This window comes from Halomonas faecis, assembly GCF_010993975.1.
GTDB classification, from domain to species: Bacteria; Pseudomonadota; Gammaproteobacteria; order Pseudomonadales; family Halomonadaceae; genus Halomonas; species Halomonas faecis.
The window spans coordinates 569,665-585,862 of sequence record NZ_JAACZO010000011.1 but is presented as its reverse complement, the minus strand read 5'-3'; the positions used below and the strand labels follow the sequence as shown (position 1 = coordinate 585,862).

Sequence of the window (16,198 nt, the reverse complement as noted above, 5' to 3'; positions counted from 1 at the left end):
GCTGGCGCGGCGCCGCGCATGGGGACTCAGAACGGTGAGTCATGCGTTCGCAACGCAGCGTCATGAAAAAAATCGCTGCCAGGGGGCTGCGTACCCGGTGAAGAGGGCGTATCCTGCATATGTTGCAATGCAACATTTCATCTCGTCGCCAGGATGTCCCTGTCGCCGACGAGCCATGGAGCCTCGAACCATGGAGTCGATCATGAATCCCCTGATGCCGATACCGCCTGCCCAGGCACTGCCGTTTCTGGATCCGTTCGGTTTCGGCCGCGCCGCCTTCGATTACTGGCGAGATGCCGTCGAACGCAGCGTGCTCTACATGGACGTGATGCGCCAGCGCGGCAACCAGTACCTGGAGCACATCGAAAAGACCAAACCCAACGTCCTCGGCTTCGACGCCGAGGTGGTGATGGACGGCCGCCAGCTGCCACGGCCAGTGAACTACGAGCTGATGCGCATCCTGCCTCCCGAGGGTGTGGAAGTCGATCTGCAGGCCAGGCCCTTCGTGGTGGTGGATCCGCGTGCCGGCCATGGCCCTGGCATCGGCGGCTTCAAGCCCGACAGCGAGGTTGGCGTGGCGCTGCGCGCCGGCCACCCCTGCTACTTCATCGGCTTCCTGCCGTTTCCCGAGCCCGGCCAGACCGTGGAAGACGTCGTGGAGGCCGAGGTCGCTTTCCTGCGGCATGTGGTGGCCAGCCATCCCGAGACCTCGGAGAAGCCCATGGTGGTGGGCAACTGTCAGGCCGGCTGGCAAATCATGATGGCGGCGGCTCTGGAGCCGGAGGTGTTTGGCCCTATCCTGATCGCGGGAGCGCCACTCTCCTACTGGGCCGGGGAGCGCGGCCATGCGCCGATGCGCTACTCTGGCGGCATGACCGGCGGCAGCTGGCTCACCGCTCTGGTCAGCGATATCGGCAGCGGGCTCTTCGACGGGGCCTGGCTGGTGCAGAATTTCGAGCGCTTGAATCCGGCCAATACCTGGTGGGACAAGCAGTATCGACTCTATGCCCAGGTCGATAGCGAGGCCGAACGCTATCTCGATTTCGAGCGTTGGTGGGGCGGTCACGTGGTGCTTGGCGGCGAGGAGATTCAGTACATCGTCGACAATCTCTTCGTCGGCAACCGTCTCTCCACGGCTCAACTGGCCACCTCCGATGGGCGGCGCATCGACCTGCGCAACGTGCGTTCGCCGGTGGTGGTGTTTTGCTCGCGAGGCGACGAGATCACGCCGCCACCGCAGGCTCTGGGCTGGATCCGCGACCTGTACGAGGACGCCGACGACATCGTTGCCAGTGGTCAGACCATCGTTTACTGCGTGCACGATACCACCGGCCATCTGGGCATCTTCGTGTCGGGCAACGTATCGCGTAAGGAGCATACCGAATTCACCGCCAACATCGACTACATCGATGTCTTGCCTCCGGGGCTCTACGAAACCAAGGTGTCGAGCGCTGCCGAGCGCAGCGATGCGGACCTCATCGAACGCGATTACCTGCTGGAATTCAAAGCGCGTTCCATCGAGGGACTCAATCGCGAGATCCATCATCGCGAAGAGGACGATACCCGTTTCGCCACGGTGGCGCGGGTTTCGCAGATCAACCTGGGCCTCTATCGGCTCTTCGTCCAGCCCTGGATACGCGCGGCGATGACACCCGAAGCCTCGCGCTGGATCCGCCGCATGCATCCCATACGCCTGGGTTACAAGCTGCTTTCCGATCGCAATCCGCTGTCGGTGCCGCTGCCGGTATTGGCCGACTGGGTTCGCCAGGACCGCCATCCAGTGGCGGAAGGAAACCTCTTTCGCATGCTCGAGCAGGCAGCCTCCAGCCAGATTTCGCGCAGCCTCGATGCCTGGCGCGTACTGCGCGACCAGAGCACCGAGCGCTTCTTCCTGGATGTCTACGGTCAGCCGCAGCTCCAGGCGATGGTAGGGTTGTACGGCGATGCCTATGCGCAGCGCCGGCGCCCCGGGCGCGAGCCGGAGCACTTGCGTTTCCTCGAGCAGCGTCAGCTCGAACTCGAAGGGCGCATTGCCAAGGGAGGCAGCCATGCAGCGGTGATGCGTTCGGTGATTCACGTGCTGGGAGGTTCGCCCACCACCGACGAGCGCAACTTCAAACGTCTGCGGGCCTCGCGGGCCGAACTGGAGCCCGCCAGCTCCTTGGCCGACTTCAAGCGGTTGGTGCGCGAGCAGTTCTTCATTCTCAAGCACTACCGCGAAGCGGCACTGGCCGCGATCCCCGAACTGTTGCACGGCGAAAGCACCGAGGCGATCGAGGGCCATCTGGCGCACATCGATCACGTCCTCGCCGCCAGTGGGGGGCTGTCCGAACATGCGCGCCGACGTTACGAGCACATCAAGACGCTCTTCTTGCAAGCTCTGGAGTCGGCGGTGCCGCGAGAGTGCCCCGAGGCGCTGGCCGAGGTGTACGGTGAGCTCGAGAGCGGCGCCCGTGCCCACTCTCTGGCCCGAGGCGAAGTCGAGGGGCTGCTCGATCAGTGGAAGAAACCGGTTGCCCGCGATGCGGCGAGCGCGGGGGGCGAGGGTGCCGCCACACAGGCGGCCAGGACGCCGGTTCGACGCCGCTCGCGCAGACGCTGAGCGACCCTGACGTGGGTTGGACGATGCGCCCCCTCCGGCATTCCGGAGGGGGCGCTCTGCATGGTTTCCGGATGCTTGCGGCGATCCTGGCACGCGGTCTAGGCTCTCCGATACTGCGTCGCAGGGCCATCGCCGTTAGCAAGTTGGCTCGGGGCTGATCCGTCGGCAGGTCCCGGCGCCCCTCGTCGCGTTCAACTGCGATTGCCCTCTACTGCGTCGGCCGCGACTGGCACTGAGTCGATGCCTGGGGTAGGGTAAGCGAATTTTGCACCCTGCAGGCAACGTTCGTCAGGCGTTCGTCAGGAAGCGCGAACGTAAACCGTCAGGCGGGATCCGTCGTCCCGCCCTGCACAAAGTGGAGCACTATGGGCAAGTCACTGGTCATCGTCGAGTCGCCGGCCAAGGCCAAGACGATCAACAAGTATCTCGGCAACGAGTTCATCGTGAAGTCGAGCGTGGGTCACATCCGCGACCTGCCGACCAGCGGCTCGGGCAAGACGGCCAGCGACCCGAAGGAACGGGCTCGCCAGGCCGCTGCGACGCGCAAGATGTCGCCGGAAGACAAGGCCGCCTACAAGCAGCGCAAGGCGAACGAACAGTTGATCCGGCGCATGGGGATCGACCCTGAGCACGGCTGGGAGGCTCGTTACGAGATCCTGCCGGGCAAGGAAAAGGTGGTGGCCGAGCTGGCCAAACTCGCTGAAAAGGCCGATGCCGTCTACCTTGCCACCGATCTCGACCGTGAGGGGGAGGCCATCGCCTGGCACCTTCGCGAGACCATCGGCGGCGAGGCGTCTCGCTACAAGCGTGTGGTGTTCAACGAAATTACCAAGAATGCCATCAAGGATGCCTTTCAGGACCCCGGCACGCTGAACATTCCCCGCGTCGAGGCCCAGCAGGCGCGGCGCTTTCTGGACCGGGTGGTGGGCTTCATGCTGTCGCCGCTGCTGTGGGCCAAGATCGCTCGCGGGCTGTCGGCGGGTCGCGTGCAGTCGGTGGCCATGCGCTTGATCGTCGAGCGCGAGCGCGAGATCCGCGCCTTCGTACCCGAGGAGTTCTGGGACGTTCACGCCGACCTGGTCTCCCCGGACGGCGAGCCGGTACGTTTCGAGCTGGTGCGCCAGGACGGCAAGGGCTTCCGGCCCACCGCCGAGGCCGAAACTCTGGAGCGTATCGCGGCGTTGCGCGAGGCAAGCCTGGCGATCACCTCGCGCGAGGACAAGCCGACCCGCTCGAAGCCGAACGCGCCCTTCATCACTTCCACGCTGCAGCAGGCGGCGAGCGGACGCCTGGGCTTCTCGGTGAAGAAGACCATGACGCTGGCCCAGCGCCTCTACGAGGCGGGCTATATCACCTACATGCGTACCGACTCCACCAATCTCTCCAACGATGCGATTGCCAGCGTGCGCGATTTCATCGATGGCGAGTTCGGCGGCCGTTACCTGCCCGAGTCTCCCAATCGCTATTCCAGCAAGGAGGGCGCTCAGGAAGCCCACGAGGCCATCCGTCCTTCCGACGTATCGCGGCGCGCCGGCGACCTGGCCGGAATGGAGCGCGATGCCGAACGCCTTTACGAACTGATCTGGCGACAGTTCGTGGCCTGCCAGATGACGCCGGCCGAGTACCTCTCCACGACGCTGGTCGTGGAGGCCGGCGGCTACGAGCTCAAGGCCAAGGGACGGGTGCTGAAGTTCGACGGCTACACTCAGGTGATGAAACCGAGCGGCAAGAACGAGGATCAGGCGCTGCCCGATCTGGCCGAAGGCACGCCAATGACCCTCGAGGCGCTGGACCCGCAGCAGCATTTCACCAAGCCGCCGGCGCGTTACACCGAAGCGAGCCTGGTCAAGGAGCTGGAGAAGCGCGGTATCGGTCGTCCCTCCACCTACGCTTCCATCATCTCGACCATCCAGGAACGCGGCTACGTCAAGCTCGAGAACCGCCGCTTCTATGCCGAGAAGCTCGGCGACATCGTGACCGAGCGTCTCAAGGAATCCTTCCCCGACCTGATGGACTACTCCTTCACGGCGCGCATGGAGGACGGCCTCGACGAAGTGGCCGAAGGCGAGCGCAACTGGCGCGAACTGCTCGATGCCTTCTATGCCGAATTCAAGCAGGAGCTCGAAGCGGCCCAGAGCGAAGCGGGCATGCGCCCCAACCAACCGGTGCCCACCAACATCGACTGTCCGAGCTGCGGGCGCAAGATGCAGATCCGTACGGCATCGACGGGCGTCTTCCTGGGCTGCAGTGGCTACAACCTGCCGCCCAAGGAGCGCTGCAAGACGACCATCGACCTGCTGCCCGGCGAGGAAGCCGTGGCCGCCGACGCCGACGAAGAGGCCGAGACCCAGGCGCTGCGCGCCAAGCACCGCTGCCCCAAGTGTGGCACGGCCATGGACAGCTACCTCATCGACGAGACGCGCAAGCTGCACATCTGCGGCGACAGCCCGGATTGCGACGGCTACGAAGTCGAGAAGGGGCGTTTCCGCATCAAGGGTTACGACGGCCCGACCATCGAGTGTGACAAGTGCGGCAGCGAAATGCAGCTCAAGAGCGGGCGCTTCGGCAAATATTTCGGTTGCACCAACAGCGAGTGCAAGAACACCCGCAAACTGCTCAAGAATGGCGAGGTGGCGCCGCCCAAGATCGACCCCATTCCCATGCCGGAGCTGGCCTGCCAGAAGGTGGATGACCACTACGTGCTGCGCGACGGTGCCAGCGGCCTGTTCCTGGCCGCGAGCAAGTTCCCCAAGAACCGCGAGACGCGCCCACCTCTGGTGCGCGAGCTCAGGGCGCACGCCGAGGAGCTGCCCGGCAAGTACCGCCACCTGCTCGACGCGCCTAGCGAGGATCCTGACGGTCGCCCGGCACAGATCCGCTTCTCGCGCAAGGCCAAGGCGCAGTACGTAATGACCGAGGAGAACGGCAAGGCGACGGGCTGGAAGGCCACCTTCGACGATGGCCAGTGGCGAGTGGAGGACAAACGCAAGTGACGCCGCGAGGACGTACCAACCAGCTGCTATACCAGGCCGAACTGTTGCTCGACGTGGCGCCTGGCGACGACGAGCACGCCGAGGCCAGGCGCATGGCCGCCGAGGAGGGCGCCTTGGCCCTGGTCGAGCTGGCGTTGGAATCGCTGCTGCGCGAGGTGACCGAGCATGCCCGTCTCGAACGGCATGACTGGCGCGAGCTGCTCGGTGCCGAGGTTGCCGGCATTGCCGAACTGCAGCGTCTGCGCGAATTGGCGCTTCGCGACGATAGCTGGCTGGCCTGGCTGTTGCCCCGGCTCACGGCCTTGCACGAGTCGGATGGCGTGGCACGCCGCATGCCTGCCACCGCACCGGGCATGATCGCGGTGGGCAGCGCTGCCGCGCTGGCCGAGGAGCTCCGTGACTGTCTGGCTCAGGCCAAGAGCGAGATCGCCTCTCTGCGTGAAACCAGCGAGGAGTGGTGACCCGCGGCGAGCCCTAGCCGCCGGGCTGACATTTTTCAAACACTCGTTTACACTCGGCCGACGGTCATTCCCTTTCCCAACGGGGTCGTAACGCCATGAACGCATCGCCAAGGACGCGCGTGTTCATCGTCGGGATAGCGCTCTTGCTCAGTCTGGTGGCCTTCCGGGCCTGGGCGGATACGCTGACTCTGGATCCCCGTCGTCTGCCGGGCGGCCATGGCTCTCTGGCCGCCGTCCAGGCCGAGCTGGAGCGGCTTTCCGCCGCGGGCGATGCCCCGCGTGTGGAGGCCGCTCCAGCCGGTCGGGGAGTCGCCTTGCCGGGTGTCGACGACGCCGATGACCTCTCCCAGGGGTTGGTCGGGCCTCGCGATCCCTTCGCTTTTGCTTTCGTCGACGATGCCCGTCGGTTGCTGCTGATTGGTCCGCCCGGACAGGTCGAGGCAGCGCAGGCGCAGCTGATGACACGGGTCGAGCATCGCCAGCAGTCGCTGGATACGCTGGCTCTGTCGGCCAATGAGCTTCCCGAAAGCTCGGCTTACGCCGCTATGGACGCCGCGCTGGTGCTGGCGCTTCCCGAGCATGACCAGGCCACGCAGCGTCGTCTCTTCGCGCGGCTTGGTGAGGCTCGGCTGCCCAGTCTTGCGCTGACGGATGCGCAACAGGTCGAACGCGGCGCCCTGCTCTCCGTGGGCGGTGCCGTGGATGCCGTTGCTCTTCACCGCCACCTGGCACTGCGTCTTCACGACCTGGCCGGCGGCCGCCAGCCCGAGCCGCTGGAGAGCCACCCCCAACGCGAGCGGCCCTGGCTCAACCTGGCGACGGTGGGACAGGTGGACTGGTCGCCGCCTTTCGACCTGCTCAGCCAGGCTCATCTGGTCGCCGAGCCGGAGACGTCGCAGACGCAACTGACGCTGGAACAGGCCGTCGGCCTGGCGCTCGCCGACAACCTGGGGTTGGCGGTGACGCACCAGAGCGTCGAGGTGGAGAGCTACGCCGTCGATCTGGCGCGTTCGCGGTTTCTGCCCAATCTCTATCTGGAAGCGACCGGGCGCATCATCGACGCAAACCGTGCGCGTGCCGGCCTGGGGCAGTCGCCGCAACGTCGCGTCAGCGGCGGTGCCGTGCTCGAGCAGCTGCTGTTCTCTGAGCCCGCCATGGCCGGGATCGCCATTGCCGAGAGCCTCGATCGTTCGCGTCGAGCCCAACTGGAGGCCGAAACTCTGGATCTGGCGCTGTCGGTGGCCAGTGAGTTCCTCGATATGCTGCGGTTGGAAGCGCGGCGCCAGGTACTGGTGGCCGATCTCGAGCTGGCTCGTGGCCAGCGTGATAGCGCCGAGCGCGCCCTGGATGCTGGGGCTTCGGGGCGCGGTGAGGTGGCGCGTTTCGAGGCGGAAGTGGCTCAGGCTCGTGAGCGCCTGGAGACGGTCGTTGCCGAGCACGAGCGCTTGCGCCTGGCTCTCAATCGACGCCTGGGGCGTGACTCCGATGTCCCCCTGTCCCCGGCAGCGCCGGATATCGAAGCGCCACGCTGGCTGGGTGGCGATGCGCGCTTTCAGCGACTGCTGGCAAGCCGCGACACCCTGACCCGCTGGCAGAACGAGCTGGTCGTTTCTGCCTTGGCCGAATCCAGCAAACTTCAGGCCCTGGCCGCCCGCCAGCGCGCCGCCGAGCGTGAGCTGGCGTCTCGTCGGCGCGCCTTCTGGCTGCCCGAGGTCGGTATCGAGGCGCGCTATTCCCATGAGATCAGCCGTGACGGGGTCGGTGATCGGGCGCCTTGGGAATCCCCGTCACCGCTCGTGCAGGGAGTGGTCAACCAGGTGCAGCAGGCCGGGGTGCCACTGCCCGAAACCGGTCGTGACGAATGGAGCCTGGGCCTGTCGGCACGGCTTCCCCTCTATGCCGGAGGGCGGCGCAGCATCGAGCGCGACCGCAGCGCGGCACGACTGGAGCAGACGGTTCTCGCCGATGCCGAGGTACGCCAGGGCATCGAGACGCGGCTGCGTGCGGCCAGCGTCGAGCTGCTGGCCGCCTGGCGACGCCTCGGGCTGCGCGACGACGCTCGTCGGGAAACTCGAACCGCTCTCGACCTCGCCGAGGCTGCCTGGCGGGAGGGCAGCCTCGATCAGGTGGCGCTGCTGGATGCACGTACCGCTGCCCGACAGGCGGCGCTGGCCGCGACGGAGGCTCGCTGGCAGTACCTGCAGGCCCTGGTCCACCTGCAGCGCAGCCTGGGCATGACGCCGGGGCCGATGGATGCCGCGGCGCGACGGCGCCTGCTGGGGTACCCCACGGAGAGTGCAGGAGACGACGTATCATGAGCGGTATCTCGGCGGCCCTGCCCGAGGGCGTGGCGAAGAGGCGTTACCCGCGGTGGCTGTTGGCCGTTCCACTTATGTTCACGCTGCTCGGCTGTGCGGAGGAAGCGCCGCCAGAGGCGCCGCTGAGACCCGTGCGCACCCAGATACTGAATGAAGCCGACCCGGTGAGCGAGCAGCGCTTGCCGGGGCGCCTCGAAGCCGGTGCCAACCGTCGCCTGAGCTTTCGCGTGGCGGGGCAGTTGGCTGCCCTTGAAGTGGGGGAGGGTGAGAGGGTCGCTGCCGGCCAGCGTCTCGCGGCACTGGATGATGACGATTTCGATCTCAAGCGCGATCAGGCGCGGGCGTCACTGGCCGCGGCGACCGCCGCGATGGCCAATGCCGAGGCGGAGTGGCAGCGTGCCAGGCGGTTGTACGAAGCGGGCAGCCTAGCAGCGCGTGATCTGGATGCGGCGCGTGCCCAGGCCGAATCGGCGCGGGCGCAACGAGACAGCGCTGCCGATGCCCTGGCGCTGGCCGAGCGGCAGAAGGGGTTCGCCGAGCTGACGGCGCCGGGTGACTGTCGGGTGGCACGGCGCCTGGCCGAGGTCGGGGAAAATCTGGCGGCCGGGCAGCCCGTTCTGATGATGGCTTGCGGTGACGATCTGGAGGTCCGTGCGGCGCTGCCCGAAGAGAGGCTCGGCCACCTGGCTCCCGGCGATGCGGTACGCGTGCATCTCCCTCTACATGACGTGTCGTTGCCCGGTCGGGTCCGTGAGATCGGGCTGCCGGTGGCTCCGCGTCAGGCCACCTGGCCGCTGGCTGTCACTCTGGACATCCGGGAGCCGAGTCTGCGCGAACGGCTGCGGCCGGGCATGGCCGCCGAGCTGTCGCTGCCCGACGACTCCACGGTCGCGGGCATCTGGGTACCCATGGTCGCCGTGCAACGCGATGCCCAGGGCGCCTATGTCTACATCGCCGAACCCATCGATACCGGCGTGCCTCCTCGGGATGAGTCCGCTGGTGAGCGCGAGGCACGCATTCGACGCGTTGCCGTCGAGCTTGGCGGTCGACACGGCGAGCGGTTGGAAGTGCGGGAGGGCCTCGAAGCGGGCATGGCTCTGGTGACCGCCGGCATGAGTCGCCTCGATGAAGGCCAGCGCGTGAGATGGCTCGATCGGCCGTCGGAAGGCGAGGGCCTGGAGGCCACGCCGTGACTCTCACCGAGGCTGCGCTGCGCTACGACCGCGTTACCCTGGCCGCGCTGTTGGTGGTGTTGCTGGGCGCTGTCATCAGCTATTTCGATATTTCGCGTGCCGAGGATCCGGCCGTGACCGTGCGCGTGGCCCAGGTCGTCACCTATCTGCCCGGTGCCACGCCGGAACGCGTCGAGCAGCTGGCCACCGACCCGCTCGAGACGGCCATCATGGAAATGCCGGAACTCGATTACGTGGAAAGCACTTCGCGTGCTGGCGTTTCCATCATTCGCGTCGAATTGCGTCCGGATGTTAGCGACGTCCAGTCCGGCTGGGACAAGCTGCGCCGCAAGATCGACGATACTCGCGCAGAGCTGCCCGAGGAGGCGCGGGTGGCCTCGATCAACGATGAGTTCGGCGATGTCTTCGGCATCATGCTCTCGCTCACCGGGGAAGACTTCGAGCCTGCCGAGCTCAAGTCGGTCGCCGACGACGTGCGCGACCGGCTGCTGCTCCTCGACGACGTGGCCAAGGTGAGCATTCACGGGCATGCCGAAGAACGCATCTTTCTCGACTACGACCAGGCGCGACTCGTTGACCTCGGCGTATCCCCCCAGGGGCTCGCACAGCTGCTCGCGGCCCGCAACATCGTGTTGCCCGGCGGCGCCATTCGCACCGCCGACGAGCGTCTGGTGCTGGAGCCCACCGGCAATTTCGAAGCCGTCGAAGACATTCGCCGCGCGCTGGTGCCGCTGCCCGACGGCGCCCTGGTGCCCCTGGGTTCTCTGCTCGAGGTGCGCCATGGCTATGCCGACCCGCCGATGACGCGCTACCACGCCAGCGGCGTGCAGGGGCTGGCGCTGGGAATCGCCATGCGCGAGGGGGGCAACATCCTCGACCTGGGCGAACAGGTGCAGCGGACGGTGACATCGCTGGAGCGGCACCTGCCGGTGGGGCTCGATATCGAGGTGCTGGCCAACCAGCCTCAGCGGGTGGACGGACGCATCAATGAATTTCTGGTCAACCTGCTGCAGGCGGTGGTATTGGTCTGCCTGGTGATGCTGTTGTTCCTGGGGCTGCGCACCGGCCTGATCGTCGCCAGTCTGGTGCCACTGTCGATTCTCTCTTGCCTGGCCTTGATGGGATTGTTCGACATTGGCCTTCACCAGGTCTCGCTGGGGGCCCTGATCATCGCCCTGGGCATGCTGGTGGACAACGCCATCGTCATGGTCGAGTCCATTCAGGTGGCTGCGCGCGAGGGTCGTACGGTGCGTCAGGCCGCCCTGGACAGTGCCCGGCAGCTGCGCTTTCCGCTGCTCACCGCCTCGCTGACCACGGCAGCTGCCTTCCTGCCGCAGTTTCTCGCCGTCTCTGACGTGGGTGAGTACACACGCTCGTTGTTCCAGGTCGTGTCGTTGACTCTGCTCTCATCTTGGCTGCTGGCGCTGACGGTGATTCCGCTGCTGTGCGTGGCTTTCATCCGCGTACATCGCGGGCCGGCGGATGACGGCTCGACTCATGGTCTGGCACAGCGCGCCAGTCGTCGCATCTACGCGGGGTACCGGCGCCTTCTTCTGGCCCTTCTGCGCCATCGCGGCCTGACCCTGTTGGCCGTTGCGGCGCTGTTGGGCGTGGCCTACCTGGGGTTCGGCCCGTTGCCCAAGATATTCTTCCCTCAGGCGGAGCGTACTCTGGTGACCGTCGAGCTGCGACTGCCCTATTCGGCGCCCCTTGAGCGTACCCAGAGCACCGTCGAGCGCATCGAGGCCTTCCTCGCCGATGAACTGGCCGCCCAACGCGATGACGATGGCGAGTGGCGCCAGGACGGGGCCACCCACTGGGGCAGCTTCATCGGGTTCGGCGGCGAGCGTTACATCATCAACCATGCGCCCGAGCCACCGAGCCCGGAGTATGCTTTCCTGCTGCTCCAGGCCAATCGCTGGCAGGCGGTGGAGGGGGTGATCGAGCGGCTGGATGCGTGGCTTGGCGAGCGTTTTCCCGACCTCAACGCCAGCGTTTCCGCCACCAGCTTCGGGCCTCCGGTCAAGGTGCCGCTGGCGGTACGCATCGCCGGCGAAGATGAGACGCGCTTGCGCGAGATTGCCGCGACCGTGTCGCAGCGGGTAGCCGAACTGCCGGGCACGCGCAACGTGCGCGATGACTGGGGCGAATGGATCAAGCGTCTGCGTGTCGACGTGGACCCGGCGCGCGCTCTGCGCGCGGGGGTCACCGAGCGCGATGTGGCGCTGAGCCTGCAGACGGCGTTGTCGGGCTATCCGGTGGGAATCTTTCGCGATGCCGATAGCCTGGTCCCCATCCACCTGCGACAGATCGGTGGCGAGCAGCGAATGCCCGACCAGCTCGAGGGGCTCACCGTCATGCCTGCAGAGGGCGGGCAGGGGGTACCGCTGGCCCAGGTGGCCGATGTCGAATTGGAATGGGGGCCGGCACGCATTCTGCGCCGCGACCGCCAGCGTACCATTAGCGTGGAGTCGGAACTGGTGCCCGGGGTGACCGCCGCGGGCCTCGCCGGCGAGCTGCGGCCTTGGCTGGAAGCGCAGCAGCGCCACTGGCCCGACGGTTACTCTTTCGACTTCGGAGGGGAGGTGGAGTCCTCGCTGACCGCTACTCTCTCCATCGTCGATAAGCTGCCCATCGGCGGACTGGCGATCCTGCTGCTGTTGGTGGTTCAGTTCAACTCCCTGCGCCGCCCGCTGATCATTCTGGCCACCATTCCTTTGTCGCTGATCGGCGTGATACTGGGATTGACCGTGACCGGTTCGCACTTCGGCATCATGACCTTCCTTGGCGTGGTATCGCTGGCGGGTATCGTGATCAACAACGCCATCGTGCTGATCGACCGCATCGATCTGGAAATTCGTGAAGGAGCCACGCCGCAGGCGGCGATCCTGGAAGCGGGGCGGCGCCGGCTGCGGCCGGTCGTGATGTCGACTCTCACCACCAGTGGCGGCTTGCTACCCCTGTGGCTGGGAGGCGGCCTGCTGTGGGCGCCCATGGCGATCGCCATCATCTTCGGCCTGCTGGCGGCCGCCTTGATCACTCTGTGCGTGGTGCCGGTGCTCTACTCGCTGCTGATGCGGGTGCCCTTCGGTGCGACTCACTACCCGGTCCCTGAGCGCGAGCAAGGCCGTGCGAGTTGACACGCATCAAGCGGTTTCATCGTGCTTTGGCTAGGATGAAGGAAAAGGCCGTCGGAATGGTCGCGGCGGCACGGCAAGGAGGAACTGTGCATGCGCTTTCATCAAGTCAAAGAACTGGTGACCTGGGCCGCCCGTTACCATGCGCGGCTCGCGGACCGGTATGCGGGGCTGGCCACCGAGTCGGTAGCCGAGCGGGTCCGCATGGCGCTCGATTATCTGGCCGAGCATGAGCGCAAGCTGCAGGCCGATCTGGAAGGTTATCTCACGGAGGGCATCGATCATCGCAATGTCCTTGATACCTGGTTCGACGATCCCCATGATTTTCCCCACGCGCCCGTGCTGGAGCGGCTGCCGTCGAGCATCGACTGCGACAGCGTGCAGAGTGTGCTGGCCACTGCCTTGACTGCCCACCGCACGCTGCAGGATCTCTACGAGCATCGCATTGAGCGTGCTAGCGGTCAGGATGAGAAGCTGTTCTTCGAATCCCTGGCGCAGGGGCACGAAGCCGAGGTGCGGCGGCTCGCGCGCGATATGCAGCGACTCGAAGCCTATTGAGCCAGCGGCTCCTGACCTTACCGCCCATATCATCAAGGAGGTCGCCATGTCGGAACGATTCATGATGAGCACCACGTCGAGTGGGCTGCTGTCGCCCAAGATGTTGGGGTACTGGACGGAGGGCAACCTCCACGACGTGCCCGATGAGTCGGGGGTCTATTGCGTGTTTCGCGCCGCCCGTGACCCGGAGACCGAAGAGATGCGCGTGCAGGAGCTGCTCTACGTGGGCGAGCATCGCAGCGCACGCTATGGCCTGGAGCACAATGCGTCGTACGGCGAGTGGCGCTCCCGGCTCGATTCCGGCGACGAACTCTGGTTTTCCATGGGGTTATGCGGCCAGGCCAACCGGGAGCGCCTGTGCGCGGCATTGATCAACGCCCACAAGCCGCGCTTCAACGGCCACAGCGAGTATCTGGAACGCTTTCCCTTCGACGAGACCACCGTCCACATCTATGGCAAGAAGGACAAGCTGCAGAGCATCTTCACGGTCTATCCCCAGCCCTGAGGCGAAGGCATCGAGGTAGGGTGGAAAGTCGCTGGCGTCGGCCAGGTGCCTTCCGGTACGATGGCCGGACTTCATGCCTGACGGAAACGGCGAGATGGCCCAGTGGCGGCCATCGAGCCGTTTTCGGACGTTCCGAACGAGAAAGGATCCATGCCGTCGCTGTCCCGCCGCTGTTTCACCACATTGGCCATGCTGTCGCCGCTGTTGCCGTTTGCCGCGCAGGCGACGGAAACTGACCTCATAGAGACGCTGTTGGCCAGTGCCAACGTACCGCGACACGACGATGAGCTATGGGTGCTGATCGACGATCGCGATGCCAGCTTGACCGTCTACCGCGGCGATCGTCAGCTCGAGCGGTTCTACCCGGTCTCACTGGGACGGGGCGGCGCTCGCACCTCGCGACAGCGTGGCGACAAAGCCACTCCCATGGGTGAGTTTCGCGTCAACCGCTTCAATCGCGAGAGCCAGTGGCATATCTTCATCGGAATCGATTACCCGACCCCGGCTCATGCGCGCATGGCGTTGAAAACCGGTGTCTATACACAGCGGGACTACGACGATTACTTTTCCTATTATCAGCGTTACGGTCATCCCCCGCAGGAGACGGCGCTGGGCGGCTACATCGGCATTCATGGGCTGGGGGGGGCAGACCCCGACATTCATGCCAGCTATCATTGGACCCAGGGCTGCGTGGCGGTGACCAATGCGCAGATCGAACGGCTCGAAGGCTTGATCGACATTGGCACTCGCGTCGTGATCCGCTAGTCTTCAAATGACGCAAGGGACGTTTCAAGCTATGGACAAGCGCCGTTGGGTATAATAAAACAGCGTTTGACTCCTGTGCTTGGCAGCAGTCGCTGCAAGAACCTGCATGAGCAGGACGCCTGACCTCAGGCTTCATCAACACCGCTGCACTGACGTGCAGTACCAAGGAAGACTCAAGGAGAACATCATGACTCTGAAGACCACTCTGAAGCTGTCTGCCGCTGCCGCCTCTCTGGCGATTCTGGCCGGCTGTGCTTCCACCAGTGATCTGGAAGACGTTCGTCAGACCGCTGAAGCCGCACAGGCCGACGCTGCCGAAGCACGCAGCATTGCCGTCCAGGCCCAGAACACCGCCAACCAGGCGCAGCGCGATGCTCAATCGGCTCTGCAGATGTCCGAGCAGAACCGTGAAGAGATGGATCGCATGTTCCAGCGCTCCATGCAGAAGTAATTCTGCCGGAACGCTGGCCCTTCCCGGTCGGGAAGGGTCCATGGCAGGACCTAGAACCCCGCTACGGCGGGGTTTTTTCGTCTCAGCGTTGGCTCAACACCAGCTCGTCATACAGCGTCACCGGTGCCGGAGTGGGGTCCTGCTCGGCACTGCGCAGCAGCGAGACCAGCTGGCCGTCGGGGTGCTCCACGGCCTGGCGGAGCTGGGCGTAATCGACCGGTGGCTGGTCGTCGCCGAAGGCCTGATTGACCACCTCGATGGCCTCGAGGATCGGCTCGACGCTGCCCCGGTTTTCCTCCAGCTGGGGGAACGACTGGGCATAAAGAACGCCATCCTGGGACCAGGCAGCCTTGAAGGGCTGATCGACGATGTTGACCTGGGTGCCGCTGGGGACGCGCTCGTAGAGCGATTCGATGTCTTCCGGGTACATGCGTATGCAGCCGCGGCTGACTCGCATGCCGACGCCCTCCGGCTTGTTGGTGCCGTGGATCAGGTAGCTCGGCAGACCGAGCAGGATGGCGTGGCGTCCCAGCGGGTTGTCGGGCCCCGGAGGAACCACGCTAGGAGCCGGCTCGCCACGTGCGGCGGCTTCCTCGCGCATGGAGCGTGGCGGCGACCAGTGGGGATCCTTGACCTTGACGGTGGTCTTGGTCACGCCGACCGGCGTGGCGTAGCCTTCGCGGCCCACGCTGATCGGGTAGGTTTCCACCACGTCTTCGGCGCTGTAGTAGTACAGCCGCAGCTCCGACAGGTTGATCACGATGCCCTCGCGAGGCGCATCGGGAAGGATGTGGCGGTTGGGAATCGTCACCTCGGTCCCCGCGTAGGGAGCCCAGAGACTGACGTCGAGATTGGCCATGCGCATCGCTTCGTAGCCCACGTTGTGTCGGCGGGCGATGTCGACCAGGGTGTCGCCGTCTTCGACGATGACGGTATAGTCCTCGCCGATCACCTTGCTGTCCTCGGGAAGCGGGAAGCGACCGCGTGGCAATTCGTCCTCCGCGGCGACGAGCGGGTTGGCGAGCAACACGGCAAGAGCGGCAGCCAGGGTTATCACCGCCTGGCGAAATGGTGTGGAGTGGGGTTTCAGCGTCATGGTCTCGTGAGCCGTTGGGGGCGGCTGGGCCGCCGGGTAGCGATGTCCGCCGGGTCCTTGTGACGGGCATCGGTGTTGGGGTGGCGATGAAACGTTTGGCTTTTCGTCAGTATAGCGTG

General features: G+C 65.6%; 11 protein-coding genes. 10 read left to right on the top strand and 1 reads right to left on the bottom strand.

The genetic code is table 11. The features are described 5' to 3' along the window. The first annotated feature begins 202 nt into the window (after positions 1-202). The 10 genes from GFD32_RS08035 (at position 203) to GFD32_RS07990 (ending at position 14,983) form a co-directional block, all read left to right on the top strand. Positions 203-2,602, top strand: coding sequence for a DUF3141 domain-containing protein (locus GFD32_RS08035; protein ID WP_163576017.1), 2,400 nt, complete (start codon positions 203-205; stop codon positions 2,600-2,602). Positions 2,603-2,967: 365 nt separating this feature from the next. Next, positions 2,968-5,595 (top strand): type I DNA topoisomerase, encoded by a 2,628-nt coding sequence (topA, locus tag GFD32_RS08030; protein ID WP_163576016.1) that lies wholly within the window; start codon positions 2,968-2,970, stop codon positions 5,593-5,595. Next, positions 5,592-6,056 carry a DUF6586 family protein gene (locus tag GFD32_RS08025; protein WP_163576015.1) on the top strand — a complete coding sequence of 155 codons (465 nt, stop codon included), beginning with the start codon at positions 5,592-5,594 and terminating at the stop codon, positions 6,054-6,056. Before topA ends, GFD32_RS08025 begins: the two co-directional genes overlap by 4 nt. Positions 6,057-6,199: 143 nt before the next feature. After that, positions 6,200-8,374, top strand: coding sequence for a TolC family protein (locus GFD32_RS08020; RefSeq protein ID WP_163576014.1), 2,175 nt, complete (start codon positions 6,200-6,202; stop codon positions 8,372-8,374). Next, positions 8,371-9,567 carry an efflux RND transporter periplasmic adaptor subunit gene (locus tag GFD32_RS08015; RefSeq protein WP_163576013.1) on the top strand — a complete coding sequence of 399 codons (1,197 nt, stop codon included), beginning with the start codon at positions 8,371-8,373 and terminating at the stop codon, positions 9,565-9,567. The genes GFD32_RS08020 and GFD32_RS08015 overlap by 4 nt, the downstream gene beginning before the upstream one ends. Further along, positions 9,564-12,707 carry an efflux RND transporter permease subunit gene (locus tag GFD32_RS08010; RefSeq protein WP_163576012.1) on the top strand — a complete coding sequence of 1,048 codons (3,144 nt, stop codon included), beginning with the start codon at positions 9,564-9,566 and terminating at the stop codon, positions 12,705-12,707. The genes GFD32_RS08015 and GFD32_RS08010 overlap by 4 nt, the downstream gene beginning before the upstream one ends. Positions 12,708-12,797: 90 nt before the next feature. Next, positions 12,798-13,262, top strand: a complete 465-nt coding sequence (locus GFD32_RS08005) for a 2-hydroxyacyl-CoA dehydratase (RefSeq protein WP_163576011.1) — start codon at positions 12,798-12,800, stop codon at positions 13,260-13,262. 46 nt (positions 13,263-13,308) lie between these two features. Then, positions 13,309-13,767, top strand: coding sequence for a hypothetical protein (locus tag GFD32_RS08000; RefSeq protein WP_163576010.1), 459 nt, complete (start codon positions 13,309-13,311; stop codon positions 13,765-13,767). A gap of 150 nt (positions 13,768-13,917) precedes the next feature. Continuing rightward, entirely contained in the window at positions 13,918-14,532 is a 615-nt protein-coding gene (locus tag GFD32_RS07995) for a L,D-transpeptidase family protein (protein WP_163576009.1), read from the top strand. A gap of 187 nt (positions 14,533-14,719) precedes the next feature. Then, entirely contained in the window at positions 14,720-14,983 is a 264-nt protein-coding gene (locus GFD32_RS07990; protein WP_163576008.1) for an Lpp/OprI family alanine-zipper lipoprotein, read from the top strand. An 82-nt stretch (positions 14,984-15,065) separates the two neighbouring features. Here GFD32_RS07990 and GFD32_RS07985 read toward each other — a convergent pair whose 3' ends face one another. After that, positions 15,066-16,079 (bottom strand): L,D-transpeptidase family protein, encoded by a 1,014-nt coding sequence (locus GFD32_RS07985; protein ID WP_163576007.1) that lies wholly within the window; start codon positions 16,077-16,079, stop codon positions 15,066-15,068. Positions 16,080-16,198: the final 119 nt, after the last annotated feature.